Source organism: Ectothiorhodospira magna (assembly GCF_900110965.1).
Classification (GTDB): domain Bacteria; phylum Pseudomonadota; class Gammaproteobacteria; order Ectothiorhodospirales; family Ectothiorhodospiraceae; genus Ectothiorhodospira; species Ectothiorhodospira magna.
The window spans coordinates 15,301-32,024 of the sequence record NZ_FOFO01000021.1; the positions used below are offsets into that span (position 1 = coordinate 15,301).

A 16,724-nucleotide genomic window follows, 5' to 3' on the forward strand; every position below is an offset into this window, starting at 1 on the left:
CGCCCGTCCCGGAGATGTGCCCATGCTTGTCCTTGCCTCTGCCTCCCCCCGCCGCCGTGAACTGCTGGATCAGATCGGTGTGGCCTGGCAGGCCCATCCGGTGGATGTGGAAGAAATCCCCCTGGCTGGTGAATCTCCCCAGGACTTTGCCCGGCGCATGGCGGTGACCAAGGCCCAGACCGCCCATGATGCCCTGGCCGGTTCATGGCCGGTGCTGGGGGCAGACACCGTGGTCAGCATCGATGGTGCTATCCTGGGCAAGCCCAGGGATCGGGATGATGCCCTGGCCATGCTGGGCCGTTTATCTGGCCGCACCCACACCGTGTTCTCCGCCGTGGCCCTGATTCATCAAGGGGGCTGTCATCAAGCCCTGTCCACCACCCAGGTGCGCCTGCGGGAGCTGACACCCGCCGACAGGGCGGCCTACTGGGCCAGCGGTGAACCTGCCGACAAGGCCGGCGCCTACGGTATTCAGGGTCTGGGCGCCCTGTTCGTGGCCCATATCCAGGGCAGCTATTCTGGTGTGGTGGGACTCCCCCTGTTCGAGACGGGCGCACTGTTACGCCGCTGCGGTTTAAAATCCGCCATTGATCATGACACTCTGAAGGCATCCCAATGATGGGCACGGAAATCCTAATGAATATCACCCCCCAGGAGATCCGCGTGGCCCTGGTGGAAAATGGCGTGTTGATGGAAATCAGCATGGAACGGGCCCGGCGTCGGGGGCTGGTGGGCAATATTTACAAGGGGCGGGTGAGCCGGGTGCTGCCAGGGATGGACGCGGCCTTTGTGGACATCGGTCTGGAACGGGCCGCGTTTCTCCATGCCTCTGACGTGGCGCCAGTGGAGCGGGAAGAACTTCAGGGAGGAGAACGGGAACGGACCGAACCCATCCAGCGCCTGCTGCGGGAAGGCCAGGATATCCTGGTGCAGGTGATCAAAGACCCCCTGGGCACCAAAGGGGCCCGTCTGACCACCTATATCACTGTGCCTTCCCGCTATCTGGTGCTGATGCCCGGTAACGCCACGGTGGGGATCTCCACCCGCATTGAAACCGACAGTGAGCGCAGCCGCCTCAAGGGTACGGTGGAAACCCTCCAGGCAGAACTGGAATGCCGACATGGCTTTATCGTCCGCACCGCCGCCGAGGCTGCGCCAGTGGAATCCCTGCGTAACGACATGATGTTTCTGGCCAAACTCTGGCAAACCATCCAGCAGGGGGCCGGCCAGGCCCGGGCCGGCTCCGAGGTCTATGTGGATCTGCCCCTGACCCTGCGGATCCTGCGGGACATGGTGGGGATGGAACTGGAAAAGATCCGCATCGATTCCCGGGAGACGGTGCAGCGGGTGAGCGAGTTCGCCGCCCAGTATGTGCCCGAACTGCTGGACCGGATCGAACATTACCCCGGCGAGCGCCCCATCTTCGACCTGTACAACGTGGAGGACGAGATCCAGAAGGCCCTGGAACGCAAGGTGGAGCTCAAGTCCGGTGGTTATCTGATCTTCGATCAGACCGAGGCGATGACCACCATCGACATCAACACCGGCGCCTTCGTGGGCCATCGCAACCTGGAAGAGACCATCTTCAAGACCAATCTGGAGGCGGCCCAGGCCATTGCCCGGCAGCTGCGCCTGCGCAATCTGGGGGGCATCATCATCGTCGACTTCATCGACATGACCCAGGAGGATCACAAGCGTCAGGTGCTGCGCTCCCTGGAAAAGGCGATGGAAAAGGACTACGCCAAGAGCCAGATCTGTGATGTCTCGCCCCTGGGGCTGGTGGAAATGACCCGCAAGCGCACCCGGGAAAGTCTGGAACATCTGCTGTGCGAACCCTGTCCCACCTGCATGGGGCGCGGTTATGTGAAATCCGCCGAGACTGTCTGCTACGAGATGTTCCGGGAGATCCTGCGGGAGGCCCGTCAGTTTGATGCCCGGGAGCTGCTGGTGCTGGCTTCCCAGGCGGTGGTGGACCTGCTGCTGGATGAGGAATCCGCCAGTGTTGCCCAGCTGCAGGAATTTATCGGCATTCCCATCCGTTTTCAGGTAGAAAGCCTCTATACCCAGGAACAGTTCGACATCGTACTGCTTTGATTCACCCCCTGTCCCGGCCCCCAAGGAGCCCGTTGCGTGCTCAAACCCGCCCTGGCCGCCAGCCCCCGTATCCTGATCATTGGCCTGCTGTTGCTGGCCACGGTGGTGGCCGGATTGCGACTGGGTACACCATTGCTGGATGGACTGCGCAGTCCTCTGGAACGTCTGTTGTCCCAACAGTCCGGGCAGCAGGTGACGGTGGGGGCGCTGCAGGTCCGATGGCGTATTCTCTCCCCCCGGATCACTGTCTCTGATGTTCGCATCCATGATGCTGCCGGAGAGGGGCCGATGCTGGCAGTGGACCATCTGGATCTGGGGCTGGCCCCCTGGCGCAGCTTGCAGCAGGGACGGCTGGTTCTGGGCCATCTTCAGGTGCGGGGGGCCGATCTGCACCTGTTGCGGGACGACAGTGGCCGGGTGCGGGTGCGGGGGGCCGAGGGGTTGCCGACCCGCCGGGATGACACCACCGAGGCGCTGCCGGTCGACCTGCTGGCCCTGGCGGTGGGTCGGGCCTTTACCCTCAGTGAAAGCCGGCTACGCTGGGAAGACCGGCAACTGGGTATGGATTACCAGTTCGACGATCTGAACCTGGATATTGCCGTGGAAGCGGGGCAGGTACGACTGGCCGGGGATGTTTTTTTACCGGCAACACTGGGCCATTCGTTCCGGCTGGGGATGAACCTGCACCACGGGGGCCAGTGGGATGACTGGAGCGGTGATACCTTTATCGAAGCAGACGGGCTGAACCTGGCGGGCCTGCCGGAGGAGATACGGGCAACCCTGGGGCTGGACAGGGGGCAGCTGGATGGTCAGGTCTGGCTGCACTGGCAGCAAGGCGAACCCCACCGGGCCTATCTGGCGCTCACCGTGCAGCAGTTGACCATGACACCCGTTCCCGAACCGGGATTGCCGACACCAGAACTGGAAACCCTGGCGGGGAAGCTGCTGTGGCAGGCCCGTCCGGGGGGCTGGGATCTGCGGGTGGATGAACTGGTGGTGTCCCGTCAGGGGGATCCCTGGCCGCCCGGTGGTCTGGACCTGAGTGTGGTGGCAGTGGATGAGGGGACACAGGTCAACGTCTGGCTGGATTACCTGCGCCTGGAGGATCTGCTGCCCTTGGTCCTGCATCAGCCCTGGTTAAGACAGACCCTGCAACCGGGCTTGCCCACCCTGGTGGAACTGGCGCCCAGAGGCATCTTGACAGCCACCCGCCTGGGATTGGTGATTCCCGATGACGGCGAACCGCGCTTTGTTGCCGATGGGCGGTTTCAGGGCGGGGCTGTAGCCCCCTGGGGGCCAGGGCCAGGGGTTTCCGGGGCGGCGGGGGCTTTTTCCTTTGCCGAAACCGGCGGTGAACTGTGGCTGGACAGTACGGCCCTGGAAGTGAGCTGGCCTGACCAGTTCCCCCACAAGCTCCCCATCGACACCCTTCAGGGACGGGTACGCTGGTTGCCGGCACCGGATGGGCATCGGTTGGCTCTGGAGGAGCTGGTGCTGGCCAATGCAGACCTGCAACTTGGTGGGCAAGGGGTGATCCATCTGGGGGCGGATCCGGAGATGGACCTGCAACTGGTGCTGGTGGATGGTGACGGCGCCCGCACATCCCGTTACCTGCCCCAGGGCTTTATGCCCGAGCTGTCCCGGCAATGGCTGGACCAGGCCATTGTGGACGGGCGTATTACCCAGGCCCGGTTGCTGTTCCGGGGCCGGTTCGATGACTTTCCCTTCCGGCACCATGAGGGGGTCTTTCAGGTGATGGCCAAGGTGGAAGATGGGGTGTTGGATTACGAACCCGGCTGGCCCCGGCTGGAAGCCGTCTCTGCCACGGTGATGTTTCACAATCAGGGTCTGCGGATTGATGAGATACAGGCCCAGGTCTTTGGTGCCCATATTGATGCCGCCCAGGCATGGATCATGGATCTGCAGGCGCCAGTGCTCGGGATTCAGGGCCATATCCGGGGTCCGCTGGAGGACTACCTGCGTTTTGTCACTGCCAGTCCCCTGGCAGAGGCACAAGAATCCCTGCTGGCGGGTATTTCGGTCCAGGGAGAGGCGGGTCTGGATATCGGACTTCACATCCCTCTGGCAGACCGGGATACCCTGACCCAGCCAGACAGGGTGCGGGGGCGACTGACCTTCATGGACAATCAACTGGCCCTGGCCGACCCGCCGCTGGTGCTGGAGGCGCTGCAGGGGACGGTAGAGTTCACCGAAGAGGCCGCCTTGGCTGACCAGCTGGCGGCCCGTTTCAATGGCGCCCACGTGACCGCCCGTTTCCACCGGGCGCCCTCCGGCGCCCTGGAAGTCCATGCCCAGGGCCAGCAACCGATCACGGGTTTGCTGGCGCCTGTGGCTCCGGCTTCCTGGCTGGACTGGCTCGATGGCAGCGCCCATTGGCAGGCACAACTGCAGGTGCCCGCTGCCGGATGGTCCCAGGGGCTGTTGACCTTGAATTCCGATCTGGTGGGGGTGCGCTCCAGTTTGCCACCCCCTTTGGCCAAAATCCCGGAAGCCGCCCGCCCCCTGACGGTCCGGTTTCCCCTGACCCCTACCCCGGAAACCCCGGCCCGGATCACCCTGGGGGATCATCTGAGCCTGTTGTTTACCCTGGATTCAGCCGGTGCCCTGCACCGGGGGGAATTACGGCTGGGGGGGCAGGAGGCGGTATTGCCGGAACAGGGATGGCGGATCAGAGGTCATCTGTCCGGGCTGTCTTTGGATGACTGGCGGATGGTCTTTGATACCCTGGACCGCTCACCGCCTGCCGATACGGCATCACAACCAGGGGCACTGGACCTGCATCTGGATCGTCTGCAATTCATGGGACGACGGATTGACGATATCAGTCTGCAGGCCCGTCGGGAGGCCGGCCAATGGGAGGCCCAGGTGGCTTCTCCCCTGATGCTGGGTCGCATCCACTGGCCACACCAGACCGACGCCGAACTGGTGGTGGATCTGGAATGGCTGGACCTAGATCAGCTCTCCGGCCAGATGGCCCATACTGCCGCCGAACCGGTACGGCCCGATCCAGCCAGTTTGCCGCCCCTGCGTCTGTCGGCCCAATGGTTGATGCTGCGGTCGCAGCATTTCCGCGGGCTGCAAATGAATACCCAGACCATCCCGGGGGGTGTGCAACTGCAACGGCTGGTGCTGGCTGACGCCACGGGGCAGGCCAGGGGAGAGGCTCGGGGCCATTGGATCAAAGATGATGATGATGCCCACGACACCCGATTACAGATCGACCTGTCCAGTGACGATCTGGGGCAAACCCTGGCACTGCTGGGAATTCAGCCGGTGTTCCGGGGTGGGCATGCCCAATTGCAGGCAGCGCTGCAATGGCCCGATACCCCCACCCAGGTCAGTTGGGCCGGATTGACAGGCACAGGCCGGGTCCAGGTGGATGAAGGTCGTCTTAGCGAAGTGCAGCCCGGTGCGGGCCGGTTACTGGGGCTGTTCAGTCTGGACCTGCTTCCCCGGCGACTGGCCCTGGATTTTCGGGATATTTTTCAGCGAGGGTTCGTCTTTGACCGATTACAGGGGCATGTCCAGCTCCAGGACGGTCATCTCTACACCACGGACCTGACGGTCCACAGTCCGGCTGCCCGGGTCCGTATTCAGGGCCGCACCGGGATGGTGACCCGGGATTATGACCAGACCATCACCGTGACCCCCAGTGTCAAGGGCACCCTGCCCCTGGCTGGTGCCCTCCTTGGCGGGCCGGTGACCGGGTTGGCGGTATTTGTCTTTGACCGGATGCTGGGGGTGGGGGAGCGTATCGACGAGGCTGCCCGGATGGAATATCGGGTGACGGGAGACTGGGCGGCGCCACGAGTGGAAGCGGTCGCCCGGGCGGCCCAGAGCCGGGCGCCCTGACGGACCTGTCTGGACCGATGCTTGCATTGTGTATTCTTTCCGTAGGCCTGAATCCGTGACGAAATCTCGCCAAATTTCATGATTAGCCTTCAAAAACAACAAGATAAATGAGAAAATCGGGGCTTCCCGTTGCACCAGTTGGGTGAACCCAGATGCCCCTCAAAAAACCTCGCCTTGAGCAGTCGCCGCGCCGGATTCTCACCGCCCATGCGGGGCTGGCACTGATTGGCGAGGCGATTGCGGCATCCCGCCTGGATCAGGCGGTGAAGTCGATGGGATCTTACCGGGGCACCGACCATGGTCAGGTGCTCAGCACCTACCTGGGGCTGCTTACCCTGGGCAAGAGCGACTTTGAAGCCGCCGAGGGGGTGCGCAAGGATCCGTTCTTTCTGTCCTGCATGGGCTTGAAGCGCGGGCTGTCGGCAGCGCGCTTGCGTCAGCGCATGGATGCCTCGGCCATGGATATCGACTTCATCATCAAGTGGAACCCCCGACAGGCGTCGGCCGCTGACTGGCTGGCGCATGCGGATGGCCTGGAGGCGAGCAAGGTCAAGTGGGAAGCGCCCCGCGAGGGTAAGCGGATCGCCACCTTCAGCGTCAACGAAACCCGGAGCTGGCAAGGGCAGGAGTACACCTTCCGACGCGTCATGCGCGTGGTGGAGCGCACTATTGACCGCAAGGGTCAGGCGCTGGTGTTCCCCGACCTGGAGGTCGAGGGCTGGTGGACCTCCCTGGAGTTGTCCGATGACGACATCATCGCCCTGTATCGCGGCCATGCCACCTGCGAGCAATTCCATTCCGAGTTCAAGACCGACATGGACCTGGAGCGCCTGCCCTCCGGCAAGTTCGACACCAACACCCTGGTCATGGCAGCGGGCACTTTCGTGTACAACGTCCTGCGCTGGATCGGCCTGCAGGGGCTGATCGGCGATGACTCGCCCGTGCGCCATCCCGCCAAGCGCCGCCGTATCCGCACGGTGTTCCAGGAGTTGATCAGCCTGCCGGCACAACTGGTTCACCACGCCCGTCAGGTCTGGTTGCGCTTTGGTGCGCACTGCCTGGCGCACAGGCGGCGCGGATACCCATGGCTCCGGCCCCGGGAATCACCCCCAAATGTTGCTTGGAAAGGCTCGAATTTCATGGATAAACGCCTTCAGGTACCCTGAACGCTGGTTGGCCACCGGTCACAGCATCGCTCGCGGGGTCGCCCCCCTGCCAGGGCCGATTTCCGGTCGGGCGGGCGAGGTTGGCCACGGATTCAGGCTCCACGAATACTGTTCACATTTACAGTATTATGTGGGGGCTGGTGGGCCAGGTCGAGGGGCGATTTCCCGGGGATCCATCTCTCCCCCTCTGCGGTCCGCATGGGGAATTATGCCAGCCGACAGAACAACCAAGGCCATGCATGGCAGCCCCGCCACCAAGAAAGCCTGACAGAAGGCGTTGAAATATCTTACAGATTGAATTAGCTTCAGAAGCACATAACTGCTAAGGACCGGTCGCCACATGCAGTACCCCACCGCAATACCCCACCTCAGCAACATCCCGACGCTTACCCTGGATGGGCGCCAGCGCCTCTTGGCACCCATCGCCAGCCAGTCTCCTATTGTCTCCGACCGGCAAGGTGCTTTGGCGCATGGAGGTTATTTCCCTGAAGAACGGCGACCACGTTCGGGTCAGAGACGATGTAGGGATCGAGATACAGAAGCGAACAGGACAATGTACTGGCCACCGAATCTCCAAGGATGGAAATCGGGGCCACCCCAAACAGCACTTGGTCACCAACCTGCTAATGAGACTGCAGGACTTCCGCGATGCCATCTGGCGCTTTGTGACCGCCTGGAGAATCCCCTTCAAAAAAACTCGCCGCGCGGATGGTCCGCCCCATCAAGGTGAAACTGAAGGTCATCGGTGGCTTCCGGGCCATGGGGGGCACCCGTGCCTTCTGCATCAACCGCTCCGGTTGGGAAACCAGCAAATTATGCGTGCAGAACCCCTTCGAAGTCCTGCGGGTGGCCGCAACAGGCTGAACAGCTACAACGGCTTTTGACATAGAAATTTGAGGAAAAATAATGCATAACGCCATGGAACAATTTGCAAACACCTTCATGCAGTCTTTAGCCGGTAACGATATCCCGGTTAATGATAGCCTCAAAGGTGTTTTTAGCCGAATACTGAGTAGGCAAATAAACGTCGATGAGGAGGGTGATGTGGTTATCACTCCAACCTTTGAGACGCTCGCCAAGGTTTTCACTTTCGTTATCAGTCCGATTAGCGATAGACCTGCCGCAGGGCCAATGGGTGGCTATGATAATGATCAGATCAATGCTGCCAAAGAGGAGGCTCAGACTGCCTTTGAAGAGTCTCTTGAAGGCGGGGCGACTCCCGATCCTGCATTCTTCCAGGTCAGCGATCTGAGCTTGAGTGATGATTCGGTCGCGGAAGGCACGGCCGTAACTGTCACTGCCGTGGTGACCAACACCGGCGAGCAGAGTGCCACGCAGACAGTGGAACTGCTGGTGAACGGTGTCGCGCAGTCCACCACAAGCATCACCCTGGACGGAGGCAGTAGCGAGACGGTCAGCTTCGAGCTGGCTGCAGATGACCTGAGCATCGGCAGCTACACCCTCCAGATGGCCACTGAGGATCACACCACCGGTGAGCAGGATCTGAACGTGGAGGCGACTCCCGATCCGGAGCCTGTTCATGATTCAGTGAAGCTGGAGCTACCGCTCACAGACACATGGACAACAGGCAGCAACGATATCAGCTTCAATCTTTTCTTTCCCGCATCGGCAACCCTTGACGGTGTTTCTCTACAAGGGGGCGGCGCACTTTCCATCTCTTCATTCAGCACCACATTGGGTGGCATGACTGAGGCCAGTTATACGATCTCTGCCAGCAATGGCCAGCCAGAAGGTGTGCTGGCATTTACTTTCGAGGCTGAAGATTCGCTGCCGGATAATTTCTTTGTTGAGGTGAATGACTTTACTGTAAATGGCATTACTCAGGGTGACTCTACTTATGAATACCAGGATGGTGAGCTACTTGAACAGTCTACTGAACCTCCAAATTATTTAACAGTGACCAGCAAGTGGGAGCTTAAGAGCGCCATCAATGATGGCAGCTTTGCTATTGAAAACGATGGGGTGCTATACACATTTGGGGATTCTGAATTTAATATTGACACCTCTGAAATAACAAATATGTCATCGTTATTTTCTGGTATTACAGATTTCAATGAAGATATTGGCTATTGGGATACCTCCAATGTCACCGACATGAGGTGGATGTTTTGGGAAGCCGATTCCTTCAATCAGGACATCGGTGGATGGAATACTTCCAATGTCATCAATATGTGGTCTATGTTCTCTGGAGCCGAATCCTTCAATCAGGATATCGGTGAATGGGATACCTCCAATGTTACCGACATGGGGATTATGTTCTCCGGAGCCGAATCCTTCAATCAGGACATCGGCGGATGGGATACCTCCAATGTCACCGACATGAGGTGGATGTTCTCGAGAGCTAAATCATTCAATCAGGACATCGGTGAATGGGATACCTCCAATGTTACCGACATGAGGAGTATGTTCTTCGGAGCCGAATCCTTCAATCAGGACATCGGCGGATGGGATACCTCCAATGTTACCGACATGGGGAGTATGTTCTTCGGAGCCGAATCCTTCAATCAGGACATCAGCGATTGGTTTGTTCCGCTGATCCCATCGCAGCCATTTGGCTTTATAAATTGGTCATTCAACCCAGACTGGCTGCCAGACTGGGGCAAGGGATTGATGCTGGAGGTGACCGAAGAGCAATTGTTCGCTGCAGTGGCCGATGGTAGTTATGCCATTGAAGATTCAGGTGAAACATACACCTTCAGCAGTTCGGCCTTCGACATTGATACATCCTCAATCACCAACATGTCCGGGCTTTTCAAGAATTCAGACTTCAATGGGAATATCAGCTACTGGGATGTTTCTAATGTGGTCGATATGAGCCAGATGTTCATGGGTGCTACAACATTCAATCAAGAACTCAATGATTGGGATGTTTCTAGCGTCAAGGATATGAGTGAGATGTTCAGGGATACAAATAACTTCAATAAACACCTGAATCAATGGGACGTGTCGAATGTCGAAAACATGGATCAAATGTTTTTCTACGCAAACAATTTCAGCCGGGACATTTCAAATTGGGATGTGTCTTCACTTGACAATATGCCGGATGATTTCGCCAATAACCTGAACCCGGATTTTCATCCGGATTGGAGCATGTTTATTTAAATCGCCCGTATTTCCCTCATGCTGCGAGACCCATTCGAGACAGTGCGCCTATTTTGGGAGGCCGGAGGTGGGCTTTGCGAATCCCGGAGACGTATCCCCATGTCGTGGATCAGTCGAGGCGAGATGGGGTGCTCTCGGGCAGCATGAGCGCGTGGCGACGCTTCTGAGGGAAGGCATGGTCGCGGGTAAGGAATTACCCGCGGCCGCCCCCCCGCACAACACTGGCAAACGAGCTGATTTGCATAACGCTGGAGCAGCGGGCGATCTACTTGGCAGTGCAGCACTCACCTCAACCAGCACACCAATATCGACGCCCCCGCGGGTTGCTTCCATCTTCTCTCGCTTCACCGTCTTGGGGTTGTCTGCGTACCTCAAGCCACAGCACGTCCGTTACGCATTGAATAGATTGTCCAGAAACGATCATCGCCCCCATACCCCCGGCCCCGAACTGAGCGCGGAAGGTAACGCCTCCGCACGCAGCTTGGTACGGCGGCTGTCAGTCAGAAGGGTGGCTCATCTCCCGGTAGCCGGCCGGCAAGCCCGGCGGCGGTTGACCGTGGCATGGTCGGGTGGTATTTCATCTGTCTCATGGGCTAGACCCAACAGCCGTGTCACCAGGCCGCCACTTCTCTCAAGGCCGGGCCAACCGAGTACTCATGTCGAGTTCGAACCGCCCGTACATGCTGCACGTTTTGCTGGGTGAAGCGTCGCAGGATGGCCTAGGCCTGCCCTGTACCCACATCTTCCGCTGGACAAACGCCTGCCGGGGCGGTTACGGTCCCTGGCATGCGAGCACAGAATCAGATCAAGCGTACGCTTAGTGAGCCGGAAAGTGTTGCCCGGGTGCAAGCCCTGATGCGGGAGTTTCCCGATGCCCATCGCACCGGGATTGCGGACAAGGTGTGTGCCACCTGAATCCGTGACGAAATCTCGCCAAATTTCATGATTAGCCTTCAAAAACAACAAGATAAATGAGAAAATCGGGGCTTCCCGTTGCACCAGTTGGGTGAACCCAGATGCCCCTCAAAAAACCTCGCCTTGAGCAGTCGCCGCGCCGGATTCTCACCGCCCATGCGGGGCTGGCACTGATTGGCGAGGCGATTGCGGCATCCCGCCTGGATCAGGCGGTGAAGTCGATGGGATCTTACCGGGGCACCGACCATGGTCAGGTGCTCAGCACCTACCTGGGGCTGCTTACCCTGGGCAAGAGCGACTTTGAAGCCGCCGAGGGGGTGCGCAAGGATCCGTTCTTTCTGTCCTGCATGGGCTTGAAGCGCGGGCTGTCGGCAGCGCGCTTGCGTCAGCGCATGGATGCCTCGGCCATGGATATCGACTTCATCATCAAGTGGAACCCCCGACAGGCGTCGGCCGCTGACTGGCTGGCGCATGCGGATGGCCTGGAGGCGAGCAAGGTCAAGTGGGAAGCGCCCCGCGAGGGTAAGCGGATCGCCACCTTCAGCGTCAACGAAACCCGGAGCTGGCAAGGGCAGGAGTACACCTTCCGACGCGTCATGCGCGTGGTGGAGCGCACTATTGACCGCAAGGGTCAGGCGCTGGTGTTCCCCGACCTGGAGGTCGAGGGCTGGTGGACCTCCCTGGAGTTGTCCGATGACGACATCATCGCCCTGTATCGCGGCCATGCCACCTGCGAGCATTTCCATTCCGAGTTCAAGACCGACATGGACCTGGAGCGCCTGCCCTCCGGCAAGTTCGACACCAACACCCTGGTCATGGCAGCGGGCACTTTCGTGTACAACGTCCTGCGCTGGATCGGCCTGCAGGGGCTGATCGGCGATGACTCGCCCGTGCGCCATCCCGCCAAGCGCCGCCGTATCCGCACGGTGTTCCAGGAGTTGATCAGCCTGCCGGCACAACTGGTTCACCACGCCCGTCAGGTCTGGTTGCGCTTTGGTGCGCACTGCCTGGCGCACAGGCGGCGCGGATACCCATGGCTCCGGCCCCGGGAATCACCCCCAAATGTTGCTTGGAAAGGCTCGAATTTCATGGATAAACGCCTTCAGGTACCCTGAACGCTGGTTGGCCACCGGTCACAGCATCGCTCGCGGGGTCGCCCCCCTGCCAGGGCCGATTTCCGGTCGGGCGGGCGAGGTTGGCCACGGATTCAGGAGTATAGTCTAAAGGCCGCCTTGAACACCCAGAACCCATCCACGATGACGCGCAAGTAAACAGGGAATCAATGTGACCATGATCGCCGCCGTTCAAATGGCCTCGGGGACCAACCTGAGTGCCAATCTTCAGGAAGCCGGACGCCTGATCGCCCAGGCCGCCCAGGCTGGTGCCCGCCTGGTGGTCCTGCCGGAGAACTTCGCCCTGATGGGGATGTCCGAACACGACAAGGTGAAGGTGCGGGAAGCGCCGGGCCAGGGACCAATTCAGGATTTTCTGGCGGAACAGGCCCGCCGTCACGGAATCTGGCTGGTGGGGGGAACAACCCCGATGACCTGCCCGGACCCGGCCAAGGTATATGCCGCCTGTCTGGTTTACAATGATCAAGGCCGGATGGTGGGCCGTTATGACAAGATTCACCTGTTCGATGTGCATCTGCCGGACAACGACGAGCATTACGAAGAATCCGAAACCATCGTCGCCGGTGATCAGGTGGTGGTGGTGGAGACCCCCTTCGGGATCATGGGGCTGTCAGTCTGCTATGACCTGAGGTTCCCGGAACTGTACCGGGGGTTGCTGGACCAGGGCGCGGAGATCGTGGTGCTGCCAGCGGCTTTTACCGCCGTGACCGGTCGTGCCCACTGGGAAGCCCTGGTGCGGGCGCGGGCCATCGAGAATCAGGTCTACATGGTGGCTGCCGCCCAGGGTGGTTATCACGTCAATGGCCGGGAAACCCACGGTGACAGCATGGTGGTGGACCCCTGGGGCAATGTGCTCGACCGTCTGCCCCGGGGTTCCGGGGTGGTGACCGGCACCCTGGACCGGGAATGGCAACAGTCCATCCGCCGCAGTTTTCCGTCCATCTACCATCGTCGACTCTCCTGCAACCTCTCATCTGACACTGATCAAAGGCCCCTTTAATGACCCAAGCTCTGGATACCGCCCGCCTGCATCTGCTGGAACCTGCCGGCCTCACCGAGGCTGATCTGGACCGGGTGCTTGGCACCCTGTGTGGCCCCGGTCTGGATGGGGGCGATCTGTATTTTCAGTTGTCCCGCCACGAGTCCTGGATGCTGGAGGATGGCATCGTCAAGGATGCCGGCTACAACATCGAGCAAGGGGTGGGGGTACGCGCCCTGTCCGGCGACAAGACCGGTTTTGCCTATTCCGACGAGATTCTGCTGCCCTCCCTGATGGAGGCAGCCCGCGCTGCCCGGGCCATTGGCCGGGATCATCGTGATGGCACGGTGCCGATGCAGCGGCAGACAATGACACACCGCCTCTATCCCTCGGTAGACCCTCTGGGGACCCTGGACGAACAGGCCAAGATTGATCTGTTGCAGCGTCTGGACGCGGAAGCCCGGCGTCAGGACCCCCGGGTGAGTCAGGTGATCGTCAGTCTGGCCGGGGTCCATGAGGTGGTGATGGTGATGCACACCGACGGCACCGTGGCGGCAGATGTGCGGCCCTTGGTGCGTCTGAGCATCCATGTCATCGCCGAGGACGACAAGGGGCGCCGGGAGCAGGGGTCCAGCGGCGGTGGTGGACGCAGCGGTTACGAATTCTTTCTGGATCAGGAGCGGGGTCTGGGCTATGCCCGGGAAGCAGTGCGTCAGGCCCTGGTGAATCTGGAGGCGGACGAGGCCCCGGCGGGCACCATGACCGTGGTGCTGGGGTCCGGCTGGCCCGGCGTACTGCTCCACGAAGCCGTGGGCCACGGCCTGGAAGGTGACTTCAACCGCAAGGGGACCTCGGCCTTCAGCAACCGGCTGGGGCAGAAGGTGGCGGCATCCGGGGTGACGGTGGTGGATGACGGCACCCTGGCCGGGCGGCGGGGTTCACTGAACGTGGATGATGAAGGCATCCCCACCCAGTCCACGGTGCTGATCGAGGACGGCATCCTCAAGGGTTACATGCAGGACCGGCTCAATGCCGGGCTGATGGGGCTGGCGCCCACGGGCAACGGTCGCCGCGAGTCCTATGCCCATCTGCCCATGCCCCGCATGACCAATACCTACATGCTGGCGGGCGCCCATGACCCGGGCGAGATCATCGCCTCGGTGGACAAGGGGCTCTATGCGGTGAATTTCGGCGGTGGTCAGGTGGACATCACCTCCGGCAAGTTCGTCTTCTCCGCCTCGGAGGCCTATCTGATCGAAGGCGGCAAGGTGACCCGGCCAGTGCGGGGGGCCACCCTGATCGGCAACGGCCCCGAGGTCATGAGCCGGATTGCCATGGTGGGCAATGACCTGGCCCTGGACAGTGGCGTGGGCACCTGCGGCAAGGAAGGTCAGAGCGTGCCAGTGGGGGTCGGACAGCCCACCCTTCGGGTGGACGGCCTGACGGTGGGCGGCACCAATCACTGATCCTCTGGCGACGGGCTATCCGATGTCTGCATGGTGTCGGATGTCTGCATGGTGTCGGACACCAGGCGGAACAGGGCCCGGGATGCCCCGGGACGTTGGGCGCGGGCATCGGCAGCCAGTGTCGCCAGGCGTTTGCGGTTCACTCGGGGATATGCATCGCAGAAAGAGACCAGCGCCGTGTCTCCCTCGGTGATCAGCCGGTCCCGCCACTGCTCCATCCGGTGAAAGCGCCGGGCCTGGGCACGGCGGGCCGCCTCCCTGGCCTCGATGGCCGCCTGAATGGGGCCGGTGTCCACCTGACGCATCAGCTTACCGATATACTGGCGCTGTCGTCGCAGGGCTTCCTTGCGCAGGCCGCGGCAGTGGTGGAGGGCATCCAGCAGGCGTTCTGGCAGGTCCAGAGCCTTGAGGTCCGCCTCGGAAAGCTCAAGCAGGGCCTCACCCAGGTCCTTGGCGGCCTGAGCCTCCCGTTTGCGGGCGCCGCGGCTGGGGCGGTCGAATTCATCCAGTTCATCATGGGTCATCATGGGACATAGTGTATCCCGAAGACCCCTTCAACGAGCATCACCAAAGGAGATCTCATGTCCGAACCCCAGACCCCGGTTCTCGATGCGCAGGCGCTGGAACAACTCGTCGGGCAGGTCCTGGACGAGGCCCGTCGCGCCGGGGCCACGGCTGCTGAGGTGGCTGTCAGCCACGATACCGGCCTGTCGGTCAATGTCCGCCTGGGCGAGGTGGAAACCCTGGAGTTTCACCGTGATCAGGGTGTAGGCGTCACCGTTTACATCGGCCAGCGCAAGGGTTCCGCCAGCAGTTCCGATCTGCGTGCCCGATCCCTGCGGGAAGTGGCCGAGGCCGCCTGCCGCATCGCCCGCTATACCGCCGAGGACCCCTGTGCCGGCCTGGCCGACGCCGGTCTCATGGCCCGGGACTATCCTGCCCTGGACCTGGATCATCCCTGGGATCTGGAGGCCGACGACGCCATCGGGATTGCCCGACGTTGCGAGGCTGCGGCCCGCGCCGAGGATGCCCGGATCATCAATTCCGAAGGCGGCAGCGTCAACACCTTCCGGGGCACCGCCATCTATGGCAACAGCCACGGTTTTATCGGCGGCTACGCCTCCACCCGGCATTCCCTGAGTTGTTCCGTGCTGGCGGGGGACGGCGGTACCATGGAGCGGGATTATTGGTACACCGTGGCTCGGGAAGCTGGTGCCCTGGAAACCCCCGAATCCGTGGGCATGGAGGCCGCCCGCCGGGCGGTGCGCCGTCTCAATGCCCGGCGTCTTTCCACCCGCCGGGTGCCCGTGCTTTATGCCCCGGATGTGGCCCGTTCCATGCTAGGGCATTTTGTCGCCGCCATCCGCGGCAGCGCCCTGTATCGCAAGTCCTCGTTCCTGGTGGACCGGCTGGGGGAGCGGATCTTTCCTGAATTTGTGCATATCCACGAGCAGCCCCACATCCCCCGGGCCCTGGGCAGTGCCCCCTTCGACGGTGAGGGTGTAGCCACCCAGGCCAGGGATCTGGTCCGTGACGGCCATCTGGCATCCTATGCCCTGGACAGCTACTCTGCCCGCAAACTGGGGATGGAAACCACGGGGAACGCCGGCGGCGTGCGCAATCTCACCATTGATCCGGGTACCCGGGATGCCCAGGCCCTGCTGCGGGAGATGGGTACCGGGCTGCTGGTGACCGAACTGATCGGTCACGGCATCAATATGGTCAACGGCGACTATTCCCGGGGTGCGGCGGGGTTCTGGGTGGAAAATGGCGAGATTTTATATCCGGTCTCCGAGATCACCGTGGCGGGCAATCTCAAGGACATGTTCATGAATCTGGTGGCTGTGGGTTCGGACGTGGATTTGCGGGGCAATATCCGGACCGGTTCCCTGCTGATCGACGGTCTTACCATTGCCGGCGAGTAAACCTCGGTGCTTGCAAAGTCCTGTTGCTGGTGCTGGTTCGGCCACAGGGC

General features: G+C 61.2%; 12 protein-coding genes. 11 read left to right on the top strand and 1 reads right to left on the bottom strand.

Going from position 1 to position 16,724, the window contains the following annotated elements; translation table 11 throughout:
- The first annotated feature begins 22 nt into the window (after positions 1 to 22).
- From BMX62_RS09440 to tldD, 10 genes are all read left to right on the top strand, one after another.
- Positions 23 to 619, top strand: coding sequence for a Maf family protein (locus BMX62_RS09440; protein ID WP_090207904.1), 597 nt, complete (start codon positions 23 to 25; stop codon positions 617 to 619).
- Positions 616 to 2,094 (top strand): ribonuclease G, encoded by a 1,479-nt coding sequence (rng, locus tag BMX62_RS09445; RefSeq protein ID WP_090207907.1) that lies wholly within the window; start codon positions 616 to 618, stop codon positions 2,092 to 2,094. The genes BMX62_RS09440 and rng overlap by 4 nt, the downstream gene beginning before the upstream one ends.
- A gap of 36 nt (positions 2,095 to 2,130) precedes the next feature.
- The gene (locus BMX62_RS09450) at positions 2,131 to 5,967 is read left to right on the top strand and encodes a YhdP family protein (RefSeq protein WP_090207908.1); all 3,837 of its coding nucleotides are present in this window, start codon (positions 2,131 to 2,133) and stop codon (positions 5,965 to 5,967) included.
- 152 nt (positions 5,968 to 6,119) lie between these two features.
- On the top strand, positions 6,120 to 7,133 hold the full coding sequence (locus BMX62_RS09455; protein ID WP_238375933.1) for a transposase: 1,014 nt from the start codon (positions 6,120 to 6,122) through the stop codon (positions 7,131 to 7,133).
- 708 nt (positions 7,134 to 7,841) lie between these two features.
- Positions 7,842 to 7,997 carry a hypothetical protein gene (locus BMX62_RS12855; protein WP_156055390.1) on the top strand — a complete coding sequence of 52 codons (156 nt, stop codon included), beginning with the start codon at positions 7,842 to 7,844 and terminating at the stop codon, positions 7,995 to 7,997.
- A 42-nt stretch (positions 7,998 to 8,039) separates the two neighbouring features.
- Positions 8,040 to 10,256 carry a BspA family leucine-rich repeat surface protein gene (locus tag BMX62_RS09460; RefSeq protein ID WP_090207910.1) on the top strand — a complete coding sequence of 739 codons (2,217 nt, stop codon included), beginning with the start codon at positions 8,040 to 8,042 and terminating at the stop codon, positions 10,254 to 10,256.
- A 786-nt stretch (positions 10,257 to 11,042) separates the two neighbouring features.
- A complete protein-coding gene (locus BMX62_RS13280; RefSeq protein WP_274377169.1) occupies positions 11,043 to 11,171 on the top strand; it encodes a hypothetical protein in 129 nt (42 codons plus the stop codon).
- A 101-nt stretch (positions 11,172 to 11,272) separates the two neighbouring features.
- Positions 11,273 to 12,286 (top strand): transposase, encoded by a 1,014-nt coding sequence (locus BMX62_RS09465; protein WP_238375934.1) that lies wholly within the window; start codon positions 11,273 to 11,275, stop codon positions 12,284 to 12,286.
- A 175-nt stretch (positions 12,287 to 12,461) separates the two neighbouring features.
- Complete coding sequence (locus BMX62_RS09470) at positions 12,462 to 13,304, top strand: carbon-nitrogen hydrolase family protein (protein WP_090207986.1); 843 nt, start codon at positions 12,462 to 12,464, stop codon at positions 13,302 to 13,304.
- A complete protein-coding gene (gene tldD / locus BMX62_RS09475; RefSeq protein WP_090207913.1) occupies positions 13,304 to 14,749 on the top strand; it encodes a metalloprotease TldD in 1,446 nt (481 codons plus the stop codon). The genes BMX62_RS09470 and tldD overlap by 1 nt, the downstream gene beginning before the upstream one ends.
- On the opposite strand, the gene yjgA is transcribed toward tldD, so the two are convergent.
- Complete coding sequence (gene yjgA / locus BMX62_RS09480) at positions 14,743 to 15,276, bottom strand: ribosome biogenesis factor YjgA (protein ID WP_090207915.1); 534 nt, start codon at positions 15,274 to 15,276, stop codon at positions 14,743 to 14,745. The two genes, tldD and yjgA, sit on opposite strands and share 7 nt — an antisense overlap.
- 54 nt (positions 15,277 to 15,330) lie before the next feature.
- Between yjgA and pmbA the strand changes: the two genes are divergently transcribed.
- The gene (pmbA, locus tag BMX62_RS09485; RefSeq protein WP_202906244.1) at positions 15,331 to 16,674 is read left to right on the top strand and encodes a metalloprotease PmbA; all 1,344 of its coding nucleotides are present in this window, start codon (positions 15,331 to 15,333) and stop codon (positions 16,672 to 16,674) included.
- The last annotated feature ends 50 nt before the right edge of the window (positions 16,675 to 16,724 follow it).

Excerpts from the sequence above, each read along its gene's own strand:
- BMX62_RS09465 (WP_238375934.1), top strand. The coding sequence starts at position 11,273 with ATGCCCCTCAAAAAACCTCGCCTTGAGCAGTCGCCGCGCCGGATTCTC.
- BMX62_RS09470 (WP_090207986.1), top strand. The coding sequence starts at position 12,462 with ATGATCGCCGCCGTTCAAATGGCCTCGGGGACCAACCTGAGTGCCAAT.
- yjgA (WP_090207915.1), bottom strand. The coding sequence starts at position 15,276 with ATGATGACCCATGATGAACTGGATGAATTCGACCGCCCCAGCCGCGGC.
- tldD (WP_090207913.1), top strand. The coding sequence starts at position 13,304 with ATGACCCAAGCTCTGGATACCGCCCGCCTGCATCTGCTGGAACCTGCC.
- BMX62_RS09455 (WP_238375933.1), top strand. The coding sequence starts at position 6,120 with ATGCCCCTCAAAAAACCTCGCCTTGAGCAGTCGCCGCGCCGGATTCTC.
- BMX62_RS13280 (WP_274377169.1), top strand. The coding sequence starts at position 11,043 with ATGCGAGCACAGAATCAGATCAAGCGTACGCTTAGTGAGCCGGAAAGT.
- rng (WP_090207907.1), top strand. The coding sequence starts at position 616 with ATGATGGGCACGGAAATCCTAATGAATATCACCCCCCAGGAGATCCGC.
- BMX62_RS12855 (WP_156055390.1), top strand. The coding sequence starts at position 7,842 with ATGGTCCGCCCCATCAAGGTGAAACTGAAGGTCATCGGTGGCTTCCGG.
- pmbA (WP_202906244.1), top strand. The coding sequence starts at position 15,331 with ATGTCCGAACCCCAGACCCCGGTTCTCGATGCGCAGGCGCTGGAACAA.
- BMX62_RS09460 (WP_090207910.1), top strand. The coding sequence starts at position 8,040 with ATGCATAACGCCATGGAACAATTTGCAAACACCTTCATGCAGTCTTTA.
- BMX62_RS09440 (WP_090207904.1), top strand. The coding sequence starts at position 23 with ATGCTTGTCCTTGCCTCTGCCTCCCCCCGCCGCCGTGAACTGCTGGAT.